Raw genomic sequence first — 20,453 nt, 5'->3', positions numbered from 1 at the left:
TTGAAAGCGGTTTTCATCAACACATTTTGTCCTATAACTCTTACTCTCTTTATTTAACATTGATGCCACTGACATATTGCTGTAGAAACTGTTTCTCTCCACATGGTCTTCCAAAATAATATCCCTGCAGATAATCAACCTTCATTTCTTTCATTTTTAGGAGCCATTCTTTTTCCTCGATGCCTTCTGCGCATATCCTGACGTTAATACTATGTACCATTGGGATGATATTTTTATATAATTCATAATCCCTCGCACTGTTCATCGCCTTGGCAGTAAAATCCCTATCCATTTTCACGTAACTTGGATTCATATCACGGATACAATGAAGATTCGAATATCCTGTTCCAAAATCATCGACCACAAAGGGAATTCCGTTCTTGTCCAGAGTTTTACGAAATTTACAGAACGAAGGTGTCATATCCATAAATCCGCTTTCTGTCATTTCAACACATAAGCATTCCGGCTGTAATGAATATTTTTGAATTGCATCCAGAATATCCCGCTCCACATTGCCTTGCAGAATCTGAACATAGGATACATTTACATTCATCCGGAAGTCAGGAATATATTTCTGCATTTCACAGCACATTGCTGCAGCTTCGTTCAAAATATATCTTCCAGCGAGAATGATCAATCCGGTCTCTTCCAATAATGGGATAAACTCCATCGGTGAAACAAACTCCCGCCCTTCTTCCGTTATCATGGAAAAACGCATCAGTGCCTCTGCTCCAATGATCTGTTCGGACTGACAGTCCACGATCGGCTGGTAGTATACTTCAAAGCCATCATAATGGTTCACAATAGCATTACGAAGTGTTGCTATGATTCTTCCTTTTCGTAAAAAGACCTCATAGTCATCCTGGTCAAAAATATAGAATCCATTTTTACCCATGCTTTTTGCCTGTTTCAAGGCAAATTCAAACTTTTTGCGGCATTCTTCGGTTCCCTCACAAAATGTTGCTGCATCTATAACACCAATCGAAATAGAAAATATAGCTTCATAATTTTCGGCTACTATGAAATTATGAAGTTTATCTGTAATCTTTTCTTTCAGTGCCACAGCGTCTTCTGCGGAGGAAGCTTCCAGATCCACGATCACATACTGATCCGCTACCAGATGGTAAATTCTCTGCTTGTCTGAAAGGCATTCCTTCATACAGCCGGCTACGCTTTTCAGGATATAATTACCATAATCAGTTCCCCTGGAGCTATTGATTGCTCCGAAATCATCAATTCCTATATGCATAAGAAACCCCTTGGAAATGGGTTCCTTTTGTGCACGCAGATAAGCAAGGAATTCCGGCCCGCCAAGCAGTCCTGTGACATTATCGGCTCTTCTCCTGTTGCCGGTCTCATTCAGACACCCGACCAGATACTCTGCCTTTCCCTGCTGATCAACGATCACGATACCACGGCAGTTAATCCAGACCGGCATACCTTCTTTATCAAGCCACCTGTAATGAAGATTATGTACATTTTCTCTTCCTTCGCATATATCCGCAAGATGCTTTGCAAGCATCCTGCGGTCTTCCTCATATACTACCTTCATAACTTCATTTGCAGCATCTGTCAGAACATTTTTCGACATATTAAACCGTTTCACAGCTGACTGTGAAATCTCAAAGGTATTATTCTGCAAATCAAATATATACAGGTAATCATCCATACATCCTGTAATGATCTCAAATAAGATTTCTGCTGTCTGCTCTCCAAACACTCTAAATATATCATTAATCACAACAAGAACCTTCCTTCCGACAACTTCACTCTATTCCTGCCATTTTCTAGAATAGCTTAAAGATATTCACACGGTCATGCATCTTGGATGCTCCCTCTGCCAGATTAATACTGATTGCAGTATTCTCTTCGGAGGATGCAGCATTGCCCTGTACTACGCCGGACAGCTGTTCAATTCCCTGGCCAATCTGCTCCAAGGACTCTGCCTGGGAGTTGGCTTTCTCCATGGTGTTCTCTGCAAGCTCTGCAAAGGACTCCATATCTGCAATGATCTGATTGAATGATTCTGCTGTTGTTCTTGTAATCATATTGCCCTTTTCGATTTCCACTAAGGTCTTATCGATCAGATCTCTTGTATTTACAGCAGATTTTGCACTGTCTGCTGCCAGCTTGCCAATCTGATCTGCCACTACTGCAAATCCTCTTCCTGCTTCTCCTGCTCTGGCAGCTTCAATGGAAGCATTCAGGGATAACAGGTTGGTCTGGGATGCAATATCCTCGATATCTGTGATAATATTACCGATCTCCTTGGAGATTTCTGTAATGTGCTCCATTTCCTTCAGCAGATCGTTCATTTTTTCTTTTTCTTCATTCGCTTTATTTGCAGAGGCTTTTACACGTGCAGATGCACTCTGTGTTTCCTTCGCTGTATTTGCCGCCAGATCCACGACCGTATCAATGGTGGCATTCAATTCCTCGATGACTCCTGCCTGCTCTGTTGCACCGTCCGCCAGGGATTTTGATGCATTTTCCACCTCGGATGAATTCGATGATACCTGTTCTGCCAGATTGCTGATCTCGGTCAGGGTACTGTTAAACCGTTTCAGAATATACAGCAGTGATGCCTTCAATTCCGAGAAATCTCCTAGGAAATCTGTAATATCATCACCATTTCTGGTCAGGTCACCCTGCGCTATTGCCTTTACCTCCACAGAGATCTCGCTGACATAATCTGCCAGAATACCCATGGCTTCTTTCAGATTTCTGATGGTATCGCCAAGCTCATCCTCAGACTCATAGGTAAGCATTTCTACATTAGACAGTTCGCCCTTACGCAGGCTGGCAACTGCTGCCTCTATCTGTTCTACCGGCTCGGTAATGGAATTGGTAATGATCTTTCCGATCAGTGTCGTCACTACAGCAATCGCAAGACCTGCTGCCACGATCACGACAAATATGATGATGGTGCATACATTGGCCATGGTCTTTGCCCGGTCTAATTCTGCCTGGAACGCATCACTTAATTTAGTTAATTTCTCAGCAAATGACTTATAGTCTTCATACACCTCTCCGGTCATCAGTTTCGATGCTTCCTGCTGTTTACCCTCACGGCTCAACTTCAGGATTTCATCTGAAGCATCTCTGTATGTTTCCCATGCAGCGCTTGCTACTTTGTAATCATCCTGTCCTTTTTGAGCATCACTGTCTGCGGACATGATTGCATCCAGATTCACACTGGTATCCTGGATCTGACTCTCCAGCTTCTGGATTTCTTCTTCGCAGGAGTTCATGACTGCATCATCTGATTCTACCAGATGCTGATACTGTTTGATTCTGTATTTCGCAGTCATTGTCTCTAAATCCTGCAGATATTCCAATGACGGAGACCAGACCTCCGTAATCTTCTCTATATTTGAACGGATCACTAATGTCGAGATCAGTGCCACCAACACTAAAAATAATGTCATAACAAGCACTGTCATTCGATATACTTTTAATTTTCCTGCAACCTTTAAGTTAGCTATACGCTTTTTGATCTTTTCCATGATAGTTTTCCCTTCCTTTGTAAATTATGGATCTTTTATCACATTTGTTTATCCATATATAGAACTAAAATAGCATACTTTATTGGAAAAATCTATCAAAAAAGCATTAAATTATTTTCTACGGTAATTTTTCATATCTAAAGTAACAAATCGTTACCTTTACTTTGAAAAATATCAGTAAAAATATATCCACTTATAAGATTGTCCTTACAAGTGGATATTTCTTTTTAGCTTATTTTTTTGCAACCGTAATTAAGTAATGATGGTAGTATAACAACCTCATTTGAAGGTATTTGCTTTCATATTTGATACTCCTGTTGCTAACGAGCCGCATATTTCTACATTTGATATTCCCACTATCTGGCTATATGAATCTTGAATCTGTAATGTTGCCCGTACACACACTCTATCAGAAGGACTCCAAACATCTTTTGTAATTATTAATATAGTTCTTGCGTTTCCTTTTTCTATATCCCATGCCTCATTTTCATTCTGTAATACTTCTTTTGCATTTACTGGCATACTCCCCAATATTGCCAATACTATCACACAACAAATTACTTTTTTTATTCTATACATCTTTTTTAACCTCCTTTGTAATCTCTACTTCTTCTACGCCCGGTATCCATGCATTTTTCCATAATACCCGGTGTCCCAAATACCAGATTTGAATATGTTGTCCTTCTTTAATATCTTTAAAACTTCCGGCACTTCCATCCGGTAATGTTACCGGGATTGCATCATCTTGCGCCAGACGATATACCTTTCCGGGATTTTTTCCATTTGTATCTGTCTCTCTTACATAAATCACCTCACCCTTCGATTCAACCACTGCATTCATGCATAAATGATATTCTAAAATATAATTTTTCTGAATGTTCTCTACACTGTATCCGATTAAAACTCCAAATAGCACAAACAGAATACACAACACCCACCGGTACTTTCGTATCTGTCTTTTTTTCTCCCTCTTTGCAATATCTATAGTATCTTTTACCAGCTCATTTACCGTATGCTCTGCCCTGCCAGCCTCTTCTCCCCGGATAATATCAGCAACATCCACCTGAAATACCTGTGCCAGCTTCTCCATTAATTCAATATCCGGAAATGAGATTCCCGTCTCCCTTAATTAAAGATATTGTTGGGTAAAAAAGAAAGGTCAGTCGATTTTGCCGATGAAGCGGTAGTAGATTTCTACTTCCTGCTCACGGCTTCCGTCCTCGCCCTTGACAGCTTCGTGGACGGTTATTTTTTCAATTAGAGTGTTCAGAAGTTCGGCGGTCAGCTCCACAGGGTTGACATACTGTTTCATCAGGGCAATCCACTTTTCAGCATCCGCTGCGGTCTGTACGGCGGCTTCCATCGTTTCGTGAAGCTGTCTTATTTTTGTTTCAAGCTCCTTTTGCTCGTTCTGGTACTTCTCGGACAGCATATTGAAGTTATACTCGGTTATGCGTCCGGCAGACCAGTCCTCATACATTTTAGCAAACAGCCCGTCAACCTCGGCTTTACGCTTCTCTGCCTTTTTCAGCTCCGCAGCCTGCTTTTTCTTCGCAGAGTTTCTTTCCCTGTCGCTGGCATTGAGCAGGCGTTTCAGCAGCTTGTCCTCGTCTTTCTGTGCCAGCATAGACCAGTATTGCAGTCTTGCAAGCACATAGGCATACAGTACATCATAGCGGATATAGTGCATGGAACACTGGCGTAATCCCTGCCCGTTCTTGCTGCAATGGTAGTACCCGTATGGGTTCTTATTCTGCTTGTTTTCCCCATAGGCTAAAGACCATCCGCAGTCTGCACATTTTATCAATCCTGCGAAAATCTGTGTCGTACCGTTTCTGCGTTTCCTGCGTCTGCTTGCAATCAGCTCCTGAACTTTTTGGAACACTTCTTCAGAAATGATGGCTTCGTGGGTATTTTCCACACGATACCATTCTTCCTGCGGCTTCCGCACCTTTTTCTTGTTCTTGAATGAAATGTTGCTCTGCTTGTTGTGAATGCTGTGACCGATGTAGGTTTCCTCTTTCAAAATGCTCTTGACCTGTGCTATCGTCCACGCATAGGCTTTTTCTGCGGGCGCACCGGCGTAGATATTGGCGAAAGTCCCGTATCTTTCATAGTTCAGCCAGCCGGGGGTAGGTACTTTTTCCTCCACCAGAATCCGTGTAATGCTGGCGGCTCCACGCCCGTGTACAGCAAGGTCAAAAATCTTCTCTACAATCCAGCGTGTTTCCGGGTCGATCAGAAGATGACCTTTTTTGTCCGGGTCTTTTACATAGCCCAGCGGTGCATAGGCTCCATAGTGTGCGCCATTGGCAAATCTTGTGTGCATGGCAGCCTTGACCTTTTTGCTGGTCTGTCGGGCGTGCATTTCATTCAGGATGTTTAAGAACGGTGCAAGCTCGCTTTCTCCGTTGATGGTGTCCACATTGTCATTGATGGCAATGTAGCGTACTCCCTTGCTGGGGAAATAGATTTCCGTGTACTGACCGGTCAGGATATAGTTTCTTCCCAGACGGGATAAGTCCTTTGTGACAACGCAGTTGATTTTCCCGTCTTCGATGTCATCAATCATCCTTTGGAAACTTGGACGCTCGAAATTTGTCCCACTCCATCCGTCGTCAATGTACTCGTCTACAACGGTCAGCCCATGCTCTGCGGCATACTGTCTAAGCATCATGCGCTGGGTCTGGATACTGCCGCTTTCCCCCTGTAATTCATCGTCACGGCTCAATCTCAAATATAGTGCAGTGTTATAAATCGTTGTATTGTATGGTTGTTTCACGGTTAAAAATCCTCCTTCTAAAAGAAACAACCCACGCTTATACAATACTCGCTGGTACAAGTATATCATAAGCGTGGGCTGATTGACAGTCGTTATTCCGTATTTTTTCAGGAAGCGGCGGCAGCGTGCTGGATCACATCTTCCAGCAGGCTGTCAAGCGGCTTCCCATCCTGTGCGAAATGCTCCGATACCTTGATACGGACTTTCCCCATGACAAAATACTGGGTGCCGTCTTTTTCGGTAAGCAGGGTGCCGCTGTTTTTGTTATTGCTCTCGTTTTTGCTTTTTGCCATAGGCAGTTACCTCCATAAATGAAATATGCCCGACAAGGGAATGTCAGACAGGTGTACAGCCGCAGACTGTCTCCGTGTCAACCAAACCGTGTCAACCGGCAGAAAAGACTTTGAAAACAATCCATAGGCGCTCTATTATTACTTTTTACTTTTTCTTTGATTTCTTGGTTGACATGGTTGACAAAGGAGAGAAATGCCCCAAATATCAGGCTTTTCCCCGTCAACCGGCTGTCAACCAAAGCGTCAACCAAACTGTCAACCGGTGGCTTTTCAGAATGGAAGTTCCATTTGCCGGGCTTCTTCTTCCGTGATTTCCTGAAAACCGTCCCCCTCCGGCGGAGCTTGGTTGACACGCTCCCAGCCTTTTTGAGAACCGTATTTCTTATACCGCTTCGGGCTTTTGTAGGCTACCCAGCCCTGTATGATGCCGCCCGCAATGCCGGTATTCATAATCTCGCAGATTGCCCGTGTCTCCCAGTCTGCCGGGGAATTTAAGTTCCCCAGCGCTTCCTCATAAAGCTGCTTGGAACATACCCTGTCGCCGGTGTAGTCCTCCAAATAGGCGTAGATCATGCCGGCCTGTGTGTCTTCCTGCATAAAGTCCTGCTGGTGGGCGTTCAGGTATCGGTTCATTTCCATGCTGAATGACAGCTTATACTTCCCACTGCGATAAACCGTCATGGCTTCCGCCCACATCTGTTCGATATACGCCCTCGCCGCCGCTTCATCGTCCAGTATGTGAACCTCCGCCCGTTCCGGGTACACCGTCACGGGGAGAAAGCGCCGGTTGCCGGTGCGGTCACGGGGCAAAAAGTCCTGCCGGTTGGTCGTCCCTCCAAATACACATTGCCGCAGCCGGTCTGCCGGATGTGTCTCATACGGCACTTTGTAGGTTTCTTTCTGGCGGCTTAAGAATGACTTGATTTCCTCAATACTCTTGGCGTTGGCTGTGGCAATCATCTCCGACATCTCGATAATCCAATGCCCTTGCAGCTTGCGGTACACATTTTCATCGTCCAGCTTTTTCAAATCGTCTGAAAACCATTCGTCCCTGCCTGCCAGCAGCCGGAAAAAGGTAGATTTCCCGGCTCCCTGACCACCAACCAGACAGAGCATGACCTCAAACTTGCTCCCCGGTCTGAATACCCGCCGGATGGCTCCCATCAGGAACAGTTTCAAGGCTTCATAGGTGTATTCGTCCGTATCGGCTCCCAGAAAGTGATGCAGGGCGTAACGGATGCGCTCTGTGCCGTCCCATTGCAGGCTGTTCAGGTAATCCCTGACTGGATGGTAGCGGTTTTCATTGGCAACAATCTTGATGGCGCTCTGCACCTTTTTCTCGCTGGTAAGCCCGTAATTTTCTTCCAGATACAAAAGCAGGTAGTTCATGTCCATGTCGGTCAGCGTGGTACTGGTGCGCTCCCAGCCCAGCGGCTTCACAATGTCAATCTGCTCCGTCAAAAGGTTCAGGCGCAGCGCCCCGCGAAACAGAGGGTCACGCTGGAACACCGTCAGGCAGTTTCGGATGCTGTTCTTCACGCCGCCTTTCTGCGTCCCCTCTAATGTTTCCCGGATTTCTGCCGGTGTCTGCGCCGGTTCCATTGTGTCCATCGTCCTTTTGACCGCTTCCTGCGTTTCCGGCGGCAAGCTCTGAAATTCGCTGTTCAAGCCGCAACACCTCCTTTCCCTGTGCGGCGATCAATGCCGCTTTTTCTTCTATTTCTCCGTATAACAAAATATCCAAAAGGTATTCTGTGTAGCTTATCCTCTGCAACGCTTCCACAAAAAGAGGATGCCAGATGGCATCCTGCGGCTGTGGGGCGTGTGCTGTTTTCCAATGCTCCAGCAGGCGCAGATAATCGCATAGCACCCGGAAACAATACCGTTCCGTTTCCTGAAATCTCTGCTCCGCTGATTTTTGTCGGGGCTGTGACCTGTTGTGACGCTTCCTATCTGGCGGCGCATTGCCGGATTTCTCATAGGAAACGCCGAAGTCCTCCGCAAGCCTGACCGCAGCTTCCCGTTTCCCCAATCCATGCAGCAAAGCGGCAAAGTCGATCACATCCCCGGAAGCCCCGCAGCCGAAGCAGTAAAAGCGGCTGTCCACTTTCATGCTGGGCGTGCGGTCATTGTGGAATGGACAGCAGACCATGCCGTTTCTCCCCACCCGGATTCCATAGAATGAAGCAGCCTGCCGGGTGGTAACAGACTGTTTCACCGCTTCAAATACATTCAAATGCTCCCTCCATAAAAATACTGGTAGCGGTAAAGCTGCCGGTTATATCATAGCTCCATCTCATGTTTCTTTCTCTGTACTGCCTGTGGCTGCTCCCTCCGGCGCAGTGCGGTATCTACGGCGTTCTGCACCTGCCGTAGCCGTATGACTTCCTCCCGGAGTGGCTTGTGCTGCGGAGACAGTTCGGCATACTCTGTTTTTAACTGTGCGTATTCCTGTTTCCATGCTTTCAGGGCAATGGGTTTTCCGTCCAGTTTTTCTTTCAAAATACGGCGGGCGGCATAAAACAGCCGTAACTCCGCATCGTGGGATGTTTCAAATTTCTCCCTCTGTTTCTTAAACTTGATATTGTTCAATTCCGTATGAACAGGTTTTAGCCGCTGGTAATTCTCGCCCTCCCGTATCAATTCCTGCAATTCCTTTATCCGGGCAGATTTCTTTTTCATGGAGTCGCTTAACGCTTCAAATTCTTCGTTGACAGAGGAAAGACGCTCCTGCAAATCCTCTAATGTGAGCAGCTTGTTTTCCGTCAGATAATTGACGGCTTCGGCAAACTGCTTTAAGTTTCCGGTTCTGGCTTTATTGCTCCATGCCCCTGCGTTGCGCTGGTTGTAATAAGCGATCAACAGGTCGGCAAGGCTCGGTGTCTGCGGTTTGGAAAGTTCTTCTTTTACCTCTGCCATCCAGACAAACAGGGCTTTGATCTTCTTCCTCACATCCTGCATGAGCCGGTTGGTGGCTTTAATCCAGCGGTTCAGTTCCCCTTTCTCGGTGCGGATGCCCTTTGCTTCCATCTGCCGGACATTAGCTCCCTCGTGGACAGTAGGTATCAGGTCAAGCCCCTGCCGCACATAGGAACGGTGGTCGATACGCACATCCAGCCCTTTTTCCTCAAATTTTGTATTAACGGCAGCCGCCCACTGCTCCCGCCAGTGTTCCAGCGTTTCCGGCTCATGCCAGTCTGTTGTATGGACAGCGTTAAACATATAATCGCCGTTTTTATCCCGGATTCGGTTTCCATCTTCATCAAGAAGATATTCCCGACGCTGTTTTTGTCCCCATGTGCCATCCGGGTTCAAAGGGCGCATGGTTGTCATCACATGAAAATGCGGGTTAGGGATGCCGCCGTCCTCTTTCTCCGGGCTGTGAAAAGCAAGGTCGGCAATCATGCCTTTTGTCACAAACTGCTCCTGTACGAACTTCCTCGCCAGCTCCATGTTTTCTTCCAGCGTCAATTCATTCTGCATGGCAATATCAAAGGAATAGGCAAGCTGTGCTTTTGGATGTTTCTCGCAGTTCTCCACAGCATTCCAGAGGGTCGCCCGGTCAAGATATATTTCCGGCGCATGGGGCGGCAGCATGATTTCCGAAGCGATCACGCCGCCCTTTTTGGTGTAGTCGCTGACTTCTCCATAGTAGCTGCTGTAAAGACGCTCCCCGGCTCGATAGGCTGCGCTGGCAATGGCGCTCTGACCGGCGCTGCGCTTGATCTGTGCGATTGAAAAATGATAAAGTGCTATCCTTAGTCACCGCCTTTCTCCTGCCCGGAAATACGGGCGTGGTTCTCTGTGGCAGACCGGATGAAATGCTCCGCCTGCGGCAGATTCAAAATGCTTTCCATGAGGGAATAAAATTCCGCTTCGGATAGCTCCTTTGTCTGTGGTGCAATGCTCTCAATAGCTGCCCCACGGGTAATCAGCCGGTGCGTCCTCTGTTTCCGGGAACCGCTTTCCAGATACGCCTGCCGGTTTTTCAAACGCTGCATTTTCCGTTTTTCCTGTTCCAGCAGGACAGTGGTTTTTTCATATTCCTGCTTCAACTGTTCCAAAGATTTTTCCATGTTCTCACATCCTTTGCTGATAAGATAAAGAAAGACCATCCGCAGACAGTCCGTGTGTCAGTGCTTCTATAAAACCCGATGAAAAGGGAAAACCGCAGAGCGGATTTCTCTTTGCGGCGGGTACACAGGGGATAGCCGCTTTAGCGGCGCAAGGGGGGGTAGCCACCTTGTCGGAGCGAAGCGAACGCAGACCTCGGATTGCTGATTTTATCAGCGGCAGAGGTAAGCTCCGCAGGACGCACGATACATGGTCTTTAGACTATGTATAGAAGTGCGCCCTTAGTTCCTAAGGGATTTTGCCGTTTCCGGCAGTCTTGTCCTTTTTCTTGGAACGCTTGGAAAGATACTTCGGGCAGTCAACCACAACCGCCCGGAAGCTCTGTTTACATTCGTGCTGGCATTTCCGGCACAGTTCGTTGTAAGTGATACGGCTGCGGTCATTTAAGAAGAAAGACCATTCCAACCGCCGCTTGTTACTCATTCTTGCCATAACCGGCTCCTTTCTCCGTTTCTATCTGATGTACGCAGATAGGCTGTTTTGATGTAGCGTCTCGGTATCATTTTTAAGTTTTTTTCCCTCTGTATGCCCCTTTGGAAAGTGCGGCAGTATTGCAAGTCAGGGAATGATACCTCACGCTTATTTGTCGCTTCCCGGTACGGTTTCGGAGCCTTTTGCCATCCATTCAAAGAAAGCAATTTTGCTGACCTTGATAAGTCTGCCCCTGCGGAACGCTGGAAAGCCGGGTGTGTGTACCAGCTCATAGGCGCTCGCTCTTGAAATTCCCATAATCCGCTGAATGTCCGCCACATCCAGAACCAGCGGTAAATCCTCGTAGCTGTTCAATCTCTTTTTATCGTTCATTCTGTTCCTCCCATAAATCAAATAGGTTAAAATGCTTCCTGTTGCCGTTCTCCCCAAAAGCCGTTTTCCTGCCCCATTCCTGCGGTGTTTCCCTGCATTGGTGCGCCGAATGCGTCACTTCTCCTGCCGGTCATATCCCTTTTGGACGGTCATTCACTTGTCAAGGTACTGTGCGGTACGAAATTACCAACCGCAATCATCATAGCGTACTATCCTTGACAAAACAATGATTCTGCGATACCATGAGTGTAACGGATATAACTGAATTATATAATTACCATAAACAAAGGCAGGGGATAGGGATGGAGAATCAGTTTATACGGCATGAGCCATGTTTTGAGAGGATTTTGTTTGTCCTGACGCTGGACAGGAAGAAAATGAAAGAGCGGATTTTGATTGGGGAAGAACAGCAGATCCGCTTCCGTCTGAACGGGAGCCAAAACGCAGAGGTGCTTTGTGATATGACACGCCCACTGGGAACTTTTTTGATAAACTTTGAGCGTGACACGGACAGAGACTGGAACTTATACGGGCTTTCTCCGCTGCGGCAAGCTCTCCACTCCAACCGATGGAAACAGCCGGAGCTGGAGCAGGCGGCAAGCGAATTTCTTTGGGAGAAATATCTTAGCAACGACCCTCTGAAAATGTATGTGGCGTTCCGTATCTGGAACAGCTATCTGCTTGCCAGAGAACCCCGTGACCGTAACGCTGCCTGTGACCGCTTCATGGATAAAATGAGCAGACTGACCGGGGTATTCCAAAACGAAACCATGAGCTTTGACAGGGAGACAGGAAAACCGAAACAATTTCAAGCTGGCAGCCTTTATTTCAAAGGCGCACCGTCAGAAGATACCCGGCTTGACCTCTGGTTCCCGGACAACCGGCGCACAGAAGAATGTGTGTCTGCCTATGCGTCCCTCTACCCGTTGATTACCTATTATCTGAACAGGCTGAATGACTGGGGGCTTTGCTTCCGGCGGTGCAAGGTCTGTGGAAAATATTTTCTGGCAAAGAGCCAGCGGTATGAGCTGTGCAGCGACAAGTGCCGAAAAGCACAGGCGCTTCAAAACAAGCGGGAATTTGACGAGAGGTCAAGAGAAAATAACTATGACCTGCTTTATAAAAATGAATGCCAGAACTGGCGCAACAAAATAAACCGGGTAAAAAATACCGCAGGCTTTCCGGCTGACCGTCTGGAAAAAATACAGGCTTCCTTTTCCGACTTTAAGAAAGAAGCCTTACAGAGAAAAAAGGCTGTAAAAACAGGAACGGCCAGCCCGAAAGAATTTACGGACTGGCTGTATCAGCAGAGTAATGTAATTGTTGAGCTGACCGAGATATGAAAAACTTTCTATCGTCAATTTCGCATTATTGCAATAACAGATTGCTTCTTCCATGAATGGTAATATTATCATCAAACTTTTGGAAGAACTATAAATGTCCGAGGTGCCTTTGATTTCGACAAAAAAACAGGCTGAATTGTTACAAAGCTCGGACATTTCAAAAGAATTTTTTGAAAAATACTAAAGAAGCGGAGCAGCTAAAATCTGCTCCGCTTCGATATGATTGATCTAAGGATGTTTTGCTATTTGATTAAACTCACTCTGTCAACCGCAATCGCTCCACAACTGGAAGGTTAACGTCAGTTTTGTAGACCCATATAGGCACAATAAGGCAGATTAGCAACACCAGTCCAGACACCAGCACCAGCGGGATAAATGGATAAGAGAAAACAGCATAATAGGCCACTTTACTAAAAATCATATATAGCAAGATGAAGATTGCTGTTCCAATGGTGACTGCAAGGGAAAGGGAAACGCCCCAATAATAGAAACCTTCCATAAATAGCATTCGTTTGATTTGTCGCTTTGTCATTCCAATGCTTTCAAGAACAGCTAATTCATAGCGCCGAGTATTTACATTGACAACCATTGTATTGACAAAGTTCATGACACCAACAAGCAGCAGGATCACGGACAACCCTGTTCCTAAAACCTTTGCTGTAATGAGATATTCCTGCATTTCTTCTCGCCGTTCATATCGGGATATAATATCAATGTTAGCTTGTGATGCGGTGATTTGCTTTAATTCTTGCAGTATACTTTCGTCATGTTGACCATCCGTATCAAAGGCCACGCGGAACACTCTATATTGCGGAAAGAGTTCTTTCAAAGCTGTTTGACTAATATACAAATCAGGAGCCGTCCCTCTCTCATTGCCTCCTCCTGCTCGAAACCCTTCATTCAAATAACCGTTCGCTACAATAAAGGAATGCTGTCCGTTCTGCGTCTGGATTGTTATTTCCTGCCCCGGCTGAATAAGGTCTTCTACTGTTTTGGACAGCAGCACAACCTTTCCTTGTTCAAAGGCAGACGTGTCAATAGGCAAGTTTAAGGTTTTATTGATTTCTTCCAAATATGCACTGTCAATTCCAAAAACCCCGCTAAAAAAGTTTTGCTGATAATTTTCTAATTTTGCCGGATCAGAAAAATCAATGCCGTTTACTCCGTCTAATGACTCAAGAAACTCGTGAAATACAGCATCGTCATATACAACATCTACTGCTACTTGAGGATAAGGTGCATAGGTCAACCTCAAATTCTCAATGCCGTCAAGCTGACCAATCTCTGAAACCATTTCGCTGGAAATTAAATCTTCTCTTTCGTGGATACTATATGTGAGTGCAAAATCGCTTACTCCCCATTGGCTCACATAATTCTCCGGGCTTAAACCATGTAATAGCCCTGTGACGACAAGGAACAAGGAAAGGCCGAAAAAAAGCGATGCAAAAACAAGGGTTGTACTCTTAGCATTACGAAAGACATTGTTCCATGCCATTCTGGACAACTTCATTTTGCTACAATTTCTGGCGCTGCTCTTTGTGCTGGCTGCTGTATATTGGAGTGCTGCTATTGGTGAAACACTTCCGGCAATTTTGGCGGGCTTCATGCTTGCAATCATAACGGTAATGAACGTAAATATGGCCGCTCCTATGAAAATAAACGGCGAAAAAGATACTTTTGTTCCCACATCAGAATTTGTTGAATACATCATATTCAGGAAGTAAGGAACAATGCCAAAGGAAACAACCGCACCAAGTAACAGACCAATCGGAATACCAATACAAGAGATTCTGATTGCCTGCTTATAGATAATTCTCTTTATCTGCCTTTGAGTCGTTCCAATCGTTTTAAGACGGCCATAGAATTGCACATCTTTTATGACAGAGACATAAAGAATATTATAAATCAGCAAATAGCCGCTAAAGGATATAAAAACTGCTAAAATTATTACAGCTAAAATAATAGTTCCACCATTTGCCTGTTCTAATGGTACAATTTCAAATGTTTGCCCTTCTGTAAAGTCAATCTCACGCCGCAATCTTTCACAGTTTTTGTCAGCATTATCATTGCCTTGAAAACGGATCATTGCCGTAACACTATTATCCAGTGATACATTTAAGCTATCCTTAAAAGCGGATGAAACATAAACATAACCACGATTATTTGTGCGCATTGGAATGTAGTCCGTATAGTAGCCCGACAGCAAAAAGGTGTCCGTGACATAATCATAGCTATCGCCAATTTGGTATGACAACACAATCTCCATCCCTATTTGCGGATCAGAAATGCCCATCTGTTCAAGCACCCATGTAGGTAGCATAATTTCGTTTTTACTTGATGGGTAATTTCCTACAACACCTGATATAGTAGGAAGACGGTGGTGTTCCCACTCGGTATCATCTATCCAAACTATACCTAATCTCGCATTTTGCAGTTGCTCTGTATCAACACTGCCTAAACGCTGCTGTATACCTACGTCAAGGACAAGGTTTGATTTTGAAATTTCAACCAACTGATTTTCTGTTACATTTGTGATTCCGACATCAGCGGTAGTTCCCATTAACCGAATTTGTTGCATTTGGTAGGTTTCAAAGTAACTAAAACCAATACTGAATGTCGCAGTTATCATAAATGCAGTTAGCACAAGAGCAATGATTGCAAATAAATTACGCTGCCGTTCACGATGCAAACTGCGCTTTGCCAGCTTCTTTTCAATGTCACTGGTATCATTTTCAAAAGGCCATGTCATAGCTTGCCACCTCCTTATTCCACAATCCTGCCGTCCTCAATGCGGACAATCCGATCTGCAAGGCGGGCAATGTCGTCATTGTGCGTAATCATCACAACAGTTTGCCGGAACTCTGCACTGGTGCGCTTGATAAGCCCCAGCACCTCGGCGCTGGTCTTGCTGTCAAGGTTGCCGGTCGGCTCGTCGGCCAGCACAATAGCCGGTTTGGTAATCAAGGCGCGTGCGATAGCCACACGCTGCTGCTGTCCGCCGGAAAGATTGTTCGGCATGTTTTTCAGTTTATCTTCCAGCCCCAGCAGATGAACGATCTCGTCCAAAAACTTCTGATCCACCGTGTCCCCGTCCAGCTCCACCGGCAGGACGATGTTCTCATACACATTCAGGATCGGAACAAGGTTATAGTTCTGGAAGATAAAGCCGATGTTGCGGCGGCGGAAGATGGTGAGCTGTTCGTCGTTCTTCTTTGCCAGTTCTTCGCCTCGGACAATCACTGTTCCGCTGGTGGGAGTGTCCAGCCCGCCCATCATGTGAAGCAGGGTGGACTTGCCGCTGCCGGAGGTTCCCACAACGGCCACAAACTCACCGTCCTCCACGGAGAAGTTCACGCCGTCAAGGGCGCGGGTGATATTCGGCTCTGTGCCGTAATACTTTTTCAGATCAATCGTCTGCAAAACGCTCATACTCAAAACTCCTTTCAAGGCTTTCTGCCTGTTGATAAGGTCATTGTAAAACCCAAATGTCCGCGAAATGTTACAGCGGCCAAAAAATTTCATCGAAAATCGGGGTGAAATGTTACAACGCTCGGACATTTCCGCCGAAAAACTGCCACTGGCAGCTTTATCGGCACACTGTTGCGAAAAGACTTACGGCGGGCAGCCGAGAATGACCGTCCGCCGCATTCTATTTTGTCGGCAGCATAATGGAAAATTCTGAACCCTTGCCCGGCTCAGAAACCACTTTGATATAGCCGCCCTGCCGTGTTACGATCTCGCGGGCCAGATACAGGCCAATGCCCACACCCTGCTGTTCGTGTACTTCTTCCTCACGATAGAAGCGCCGGAAGATAGCGGCCTGATTGCTTTCGGAAATGCCCTTGCCGGTATCGGCTACTTTGATCTCCACATACATTTCCCACGGTATCACCGACACCGTAATTTTTCCACCTGCCGGAGTATACTTCACCGCATTGTCCAACAGGTTAAAGAGGGCTTCGGATGTCCACTTGCTGTCATGGGAAAAGGTCAAATCCTCCGGGCAGTCCACGGACACGGCAATTTCCTTTTTCTCCGCTGCATACACGATCCCACTCATGGCTTGCGCCACGGTATCAAAGAGGCAGACCGGTTTCTTATTCAACTGGATTACGCCCGTTTCCAACCGGGAGGTTTTCACAAGGGCCTGAAAGAGAAAGTCCAGTTTATCTGTCTGGGTGCGGATTCCACGGATAAAGTCGGTGCGCTCCGCCTCGGTCATAGGCTTTTCCAGCAGGGTGTCCGTCGCCATTTTCAGATTGCTTACCGGCGTTTTCACCTGATGGGAAATATCCGATACAAGGGTCTGTAACTCCTGCCGTTCCTCGTCCACCCGGCGGCGGTTCTCCTGCATGATCTGGTAAAGCCTTGCCAGCCGGTGTCCGATTCTGGCAAGCTGGGTTTCGCTGTCCTCCGGGCGTTTTGGCGCTTCATTCCCGGCGATCATGTGGTCTAAGGTCTGGCACAGGTCAGCGGTAAACTGCGACAGCCGCTTTCCAAACGCCTGCGTCAGTACAAAAATCCCCACAAGGGCGCACAGCAGCAGCGTCCCGCCTGTCAGCAGCACCGCAATCTGTTTTGTCACAAGAAACAGGGCTATGGTGATCCCGGACATGGAGAGGACAAGCTCCATTGCCACCCGGCCAAACAGCCGCTTTACCGAGAGGTTTTGAAACTTCATTTTACCTCGCCTCCCGTCCATTGATACCCCATGCCGTAAACGGTCTTGATGTAGGGTGCGCCGCCGTCGGCTTCAATCTTGCTGCGAATCCGGCTGATGGAGGTTGTCAGGGTGTGTTCGTCCACAAACCGCTCGTCTATATCCCACAGCTTTTCCAAAAGCTGCCCACGGGTCAGCACTTGCCGGGGATTTTTACGAAACAGGTTCAGCATTTTGTACTCCATCGGGGATAGAGTCAGGGGCTTGCCGTTTAAGGAAGCCGTCTGCTCCGAGAAGTCCAGAAACAACCGCCCGTCGTCGTAAATGTCCTTGGCCGGTTTGTGGTGTTCCAGCATGGCGAACATGGCTTTGATTTTTCGCTGCAAGGCCCCGATCACAAAGGGCTTTGTGATGTAGTCCACCGCGCCCACCTCATAGCCCCGTATCTGGTCGCTCTCCTGATCGTTGGCGGTCAGGAATATTACGATGGTGTCCGGGTGCTGGGGCTTTATCAGCTTGCACAGTTCAAAACCGTTCCCGTCCGGCAGGTTGATGTCCAGCAGCACTAAATCAAATTCCCGCTGGCGGATGGCTTCGGCTGCGGTTCTGGCATTTAGGGCAGAAGTCACGCCGTAGCCGTCTGCGGTCAGGTTATAGTCTAACATCTTATTCAAAAAACTGTCGTCCTCGACAATTAAAATCTGCTCCATATTCTCACTTCCTTTGCTTTTTGCAGATAGTATAACAGGCAAATGTCCGAGAATTGTTACAAGGACAAATATATTTATCATTTTACAGCTTTTTTATGTGTACTGCAATTTTATAAAAGAAAGGACAGCAGTATCATCAAATTGCTGTCCTTGCGGTTTATTATAGCTGGTAGTGTATAAGCGTGGGTTCATCATATTTGGTGTGGTATCTTTAACTATGGGAAACTCCGCGCTCCCATTTCGAAACTGCTTTGTCTGAAATATGAAGCTGTTCTGCAAGCTGCATTTGTGTCCAGCCTTTCTTTTTCCGAAGGTTTCTGATATATTCGCCTGTTTTTTCTTTATCCATACCCCTCCTCGTCCGTTTGCCGGACTTCTTCTCCTCCCTGATATTTTGATACCTTTATTCTATATGAATTTCGATATTTTTGCACTCTACTCCTGGTTTAGTGCGTATAAAAAATGCAGGATTCAAGGTTTTCCCTCTCTTCCTGCATTGCCTGCTTTTTGATTATCTCTCCAAACCTCGTCCATTTCCGATTTGTGCCTCCTATTTTTCAGACTGTAATTTCAATTTGGTTATCTTCGAATGCAACAATACAACTTTCATAATAACCATCTCCAGTCTTTCTTGGACCGCTGACAACTTTATAACCATCCGCCCTTAACTCTGCAGTCAAAGCATCAACCTTTTCTTTGCTGCCTACGCTAAAAGCAATGTGCGCATATCCGGTACGAGTAAGCTCTTTGGGACAATCCGACATTTCTGGTTTATTCATAATCTCTATGCGTGTATCATCATCAAATGAAAGAAAATAAGAGCGGAAATCCGTCTGAAAATTATGATATCCATCGTTTGATTTTGCATCAAAATATTTCACAAAAAAATTTCTTGCTTCTTCCAGATTATTTACATATAATGCAAATGGTGCAATCCTCACAAGCAGGAAGTTAACTGATACTATCATAAAATCTTTGCAACACAATCGCCAACTCTTCCGGGGCTTCTATGTTTGCTTCATGACCTGTTTTCATAAGTTCATGGAAGTAGGAATTGTTCAGATAATGGCAAAGTTCTTTTGAAGTTTTTTTGTTTGCATTGTCCTTCTCTCCACAAACGATTAATACCGGACAAGACACCTTATGCAGTGAGTCACTGAAATCTAATTCAGCCATCGTACCACATAGGTTAATAACATCTGCTTTTTTGAAGCCCATTTTATTGAATGCCGAATTCGGCATAAGATGAAACAATATATTCTGAACTTTCAATAATTTTCGGGGCATTTTATATTGTGCTGCAATTAATACGAGTGCCTTTACTTTATCCGGGTGGTCTATCGCATAATTAAGTGCCAGAACAGCTCCTAGAGAAAGCCCACACAAGACAATTTCTTCGTTCTCCTTGTCGCATTCTGATGAGAATGCTGAATATAATTCCTTATATGTAGCAGATTTCCTTTCTAACAGCTCTGATAAACTCAAACTGCAACTGCTTTTCGATACTTTCGTTTCTTTTATTACTCTATTCCAACTGTCTGGTTTTTGCCCTAGTCCATGCAAATATAAATACTTCATATATTGTCACTCCGTCAAATTTTGATTTCTATTTTTGTTTCCATAGCATAGTGTATTCTTTTTCACCAGTAACTTCATCCAAACCTTTACATTGAATAATGAACCCTTCTCTTTGGTAAAAAGAAATTGCTCTGGCATTCTTCTGGTATACATTTAATTGTAATCTATCTTTTTTATCCTTAATATAATTCAATAAAAGCTTACCTATGCCACATGACTGCATTTCTTCAGAAACAAAAATACCTTCAGTATATTCATTATTTAGTCCTACAAATCCTTGTATCATCTTATCCACTTCAAACACATAGACTTCGGATTGTGACATCATTTCTTTCACTAATTCATAATTACTTTTCCAGTATTGATTGGAAATAAAATAATGCGTTTTCAGATTTGTCTTTAACCATATGTCAGCAACTCTATCGATATCTCCGTTCAGCAACTTTCTAATCATAACAAATATTCTCCACAACTACATCCTTTCTGCTTTTCTCTTTTTTCATTCTATCACAAGCTCACCATTAATCATCAATTTTTTGATATTTTTTCTTTTTCCCCACTGTAAAACAGCCTCTGAGCGTTTCTATAGGCTTTGATGTCCGGACAGCCTTCGGGTTGCCTTTACATAGTTTCCACTTTCAAA

The 20,453-nt window shown here is 45.4% G+C and carries 21 protein-coding genes; 1 reads left to right on the top strand and 20 read right to left on the bottom strand.

Going from position 1 to position 20,453, the window contains the following annotated elements; genetic code table 11:
* Positions 1-49 precede the first annotated feature (49 nt).
* The 12 genes from DWX65_RS12930 to DWX65_RS12875 form a co-directional block, all read right to left on the bottom strand.
* Positions 50-1,741: an EAL domain-containing protein gene (locus tag DWX65_RS12930; RefSeq protein WP_118173563.1), complete on the bottom strand. Its 1,692-nt coding sequence runs from the start codon at positions 1,739-1,741 to the stop codon at positions 50-52.
* A gap of 46 nt (positions 1,742-1,787) precedes the next feature.
* Positions 1,788-3,506 (bottom strand): methyl-accepting chemotaxis protein, encoded by a 1,719-nt coding sequence (locus DWX65_RS12925; protein ID WP_118173562.1) that lies wholly within the window; start codon positions 3,504-3,506, stop codon positions 1,788-1,790.
* 279 nt (positions 3,507-3,785) lie between these two features.
* Complete coding sequence (locus tag DWX65_RS12920; protein WP_118173561.1) at positions 3,786-4,085, bottom strand: hypothetical protein; 300 nt, start codon at positions 4,083-4,085, stop codon at positions 3,786-3,788.
* Complete coding sequence (locus DWX65_RS12915; protein ID WP_118173560.1) at positions 4,078-4,596, bottom strand: hypothetical protein; 519 nt, start codon at positions 4,594-4,596, stop codon at positions 4,078-4,080. The genes DWX65_RS12920 and DWX65_RS12915 overlap by 8 nt, the downstream gene beginning before the upstream one ends.
* A gap of 69 nt (positions 4,597-4,665) precedes the next feature.
* Positions 4,666-6,288, bottom strand: a complete 1,623-nt coding sequence (locus tag DWX65_RS12910; protein ID WP_008791695.1) for a recombinase family protein — start codon at positions 6,286-6,288, stop codon at positions 4,666-4,668.
* A 107-nt stretch (positions 6,289-6,395) separates the two neighbouring features.
* Positions 6,396-6,581, bottom strand: coding sequence for a hypothetical protein (locus DWX65_RS12905; protein ID WP_004849804.1), 186 nt, complete (start codon positions 6,579-6,581; stop codon positions 6,396-6,398).
* Positions 6,582-6,851: 270 nt separating this feature from the next.
* Positions 6,852-8,192, bottom strand: coding sequence for a virulence-associated E family protein (locus tag DWX65_RS12900; RefSeq protein ID WP_009321442.1), 1,341 nt, complete (start codon positions 8,190-8,192; stop codon positions 6,852-6,854).
* Positions 8,077-8,817, bottom strand: a complete 741-nt coding sequence (locus tag DWX65_RS12895; protein ID WP_014079457.1) for a CHC2 zinc finger domain-containing protein — start codon at positions 8,815-8,817, stop codon at positions 8,077-8,079. The genes DWX65_RS12900 and DWX65_RS12895 overlap by 116 nt, the downstream gene beginning before the upstream one ends.
* Positions 8,818-8,864: 47 nt before the next feature.
* A complete protein-coding gene (gene mobQ / locus DWX65_RS12890; protein ID WP_074104019.1) occupies positions 8,865-10,337 on the bottom strand; it encodes a MobQ family relaxase in 1,473 nt (490 codons plus the stop codon).
* A gap of 2 nt (positions 10,338-10,339) precedes the next feature.
* Positions 10,340-10,657: a DUF3847 domain-containing protein gene (locus DWX65_RS12885; RefSeq protein WP_008816380.1), complete on the bottom strand. Its 318-nt coding sequence runs from the start codon at positions 10,655-10,657 to the stop codon at positions 10,340-10,342.
* Between the two features lie 286 nt (positions 10,658-10,943).
* A complete protein-coding gene (locus tag DWX65_RS12880) occupies positions 10,944-11,147 on the bottom strand; it encodes a hypothetical protein (protein WP_004614949.1) in 204 nt (67 codons plus the stop codon).
* A 147-nt stretch (positions 11,148-11,294) separates the two neighbouring features.
* Positions 11,295-11,519 carry a helix-turn-helix domain-containing protein gene (locus DWX65_RS12875; RefSeq protein WP_005362423.1) on the bottom strand — a complete coding sequence of 75 codons (225 nt, stop codon included), beginning with the start codon at positions 11,517-11,519 and terminating at the stop codon, positions 11,295-11,297.
* A gap of 302 nt (positions 11,520-11,821) precedes the next feature.
* Here DWX65_RS12875 and DWX65_RS12870 point away from each other — a divergent pair, with 302 nt between their 5' ends.
* Positions 11,822-12,862, top strand: coding sequence for a DUF6076 domain-containing protein (locus DWX65_RS12870; RefSeq protein WP_008816376.1), 1,041 nt, complete (start codon positions 11,822-11,824; stop codon positions 12,860-12,862).
* 256 nt (positions 12,863-13,118) lie between these two features.
* On the opposite strand, the gene DWX65_RS12860 is transcribed toward DWX65_RS12870, so the two are convergent.
* The 8 genes from DWX65_RS12860 to DWX65_RS12825 form a co-directional block, all read right to left on the bottom strand.
* Positions 13,119-15,611 (bottom strand): ABC transporter permease, encoded by a 2,493-nt coding sequence (locus DWX65_RS12860; RefSeq protein ID WP_118173559.1) that lies wholly within the window; start codon positions 15,609-15,611, stop codon positions 13,119-13,121.
* Positions 15,612-15,625: 14 nt separating this feature from the next.
* The gene (locus DWX65_RS12855) at positions 15,626-16,291 is read right to left on the bottom strand and encodes an ABC transporter ATP-binding protein (RefSeq protein ID WP_101872281.1); all 666 of its coding nucleotides are present in this window, start codon (positions 16,289-16,291) and stop codon (positions 15,626-15,628) included.
* A gap of 220 nt (positions 16,292-16,511) precedes the next feature.
* Positions 16,512-17,543, bottom strand: a complete 1,032-nt coding sequence (locus tag DWX65_RS12850) for a sensor histidine kinase (protein ID WP_118173558.1) — start codon at positions 17,541-17,543, stop codon at positions 16,512-16,514.
* Complete coding sequence (locus DWX65_RS12845) at positions 17,540-18,232, bottom strand: response regulator transcription factor (protein WP_015533258.1); 693 nt, start codon at positions 18,230-18,232, stop codon at positions 17,540-17,542. Before DWX65_RS12845 ends, DWX65_RS12850 begins: the two co-directional genes overlap by 4 nt.
* 211 nt (positions 18,233-18,443) lie before the next feature.
* Positions 18,444-18,581, bottom strand: coding sequence for a helix-turn-helix domain-containing protein (locus DWX65_RS12840; protein ID WP_118173557.1), 138 nt, complete (start codon positions 18,579-18,581; stop codon positions 18,444-18,446).
* A gap of 208 nt (positions 18,582-18,789) precedes the next feature.
* Positions 18,790-19,200 carry a VOC family protein gene (locus DWX65_RS12835; protein WP_330414822.1) on the bottom strand — a complete coding sequence of 137 codons (411 nt, stop codon included), beginning with the start codon at positions 19,198-19,200 and terminating at the stop codon, positions 18,790-18,792.
* Positions 19,184-19,810: an alpha/beta fold hydrolase gene (locus DWX65_RS12830; protein ID WP_118087772.1), complete on the bottom strand. Its 627-nt coding sequence runs from the start codon at positions 19,808-19,810 to the stop codon at positions 19,184-19,186. The genes DWX65_RS12835 and DWX65_RS12830 overlap by 17 nt, the downstream gene beginning before the upstream one ends.
* 28 nt (positions 19,811-19,838) lie before the next feature.
* Entirely contained in the window at positions 19,839-20,264 is a 426-nt protein-coding gene (locus tag DWX65_RS12825; protein ID WP_118173556.1) for a GNAT family N-acetyltransferase, read from the bottom strand.
* Between the last annotated feature and the right edge of the window lie 189 nt (positions 20,265-20,453).

It is taken from the genome of Roseburia sp. AF20-18LB, from assembly GCF_003461185.1.
GTDB classification, from domain to species: Bacteria; Bacillota; Clostridia; order Lachnospirales; family Lachnospiraceae; genus Roseburia_C; species Roseburia_C amylophila.
Note: the sequence above shows the minus strand (reverse complement) of the source record. Positions and strands in the feature narration are given on the sequence as shown.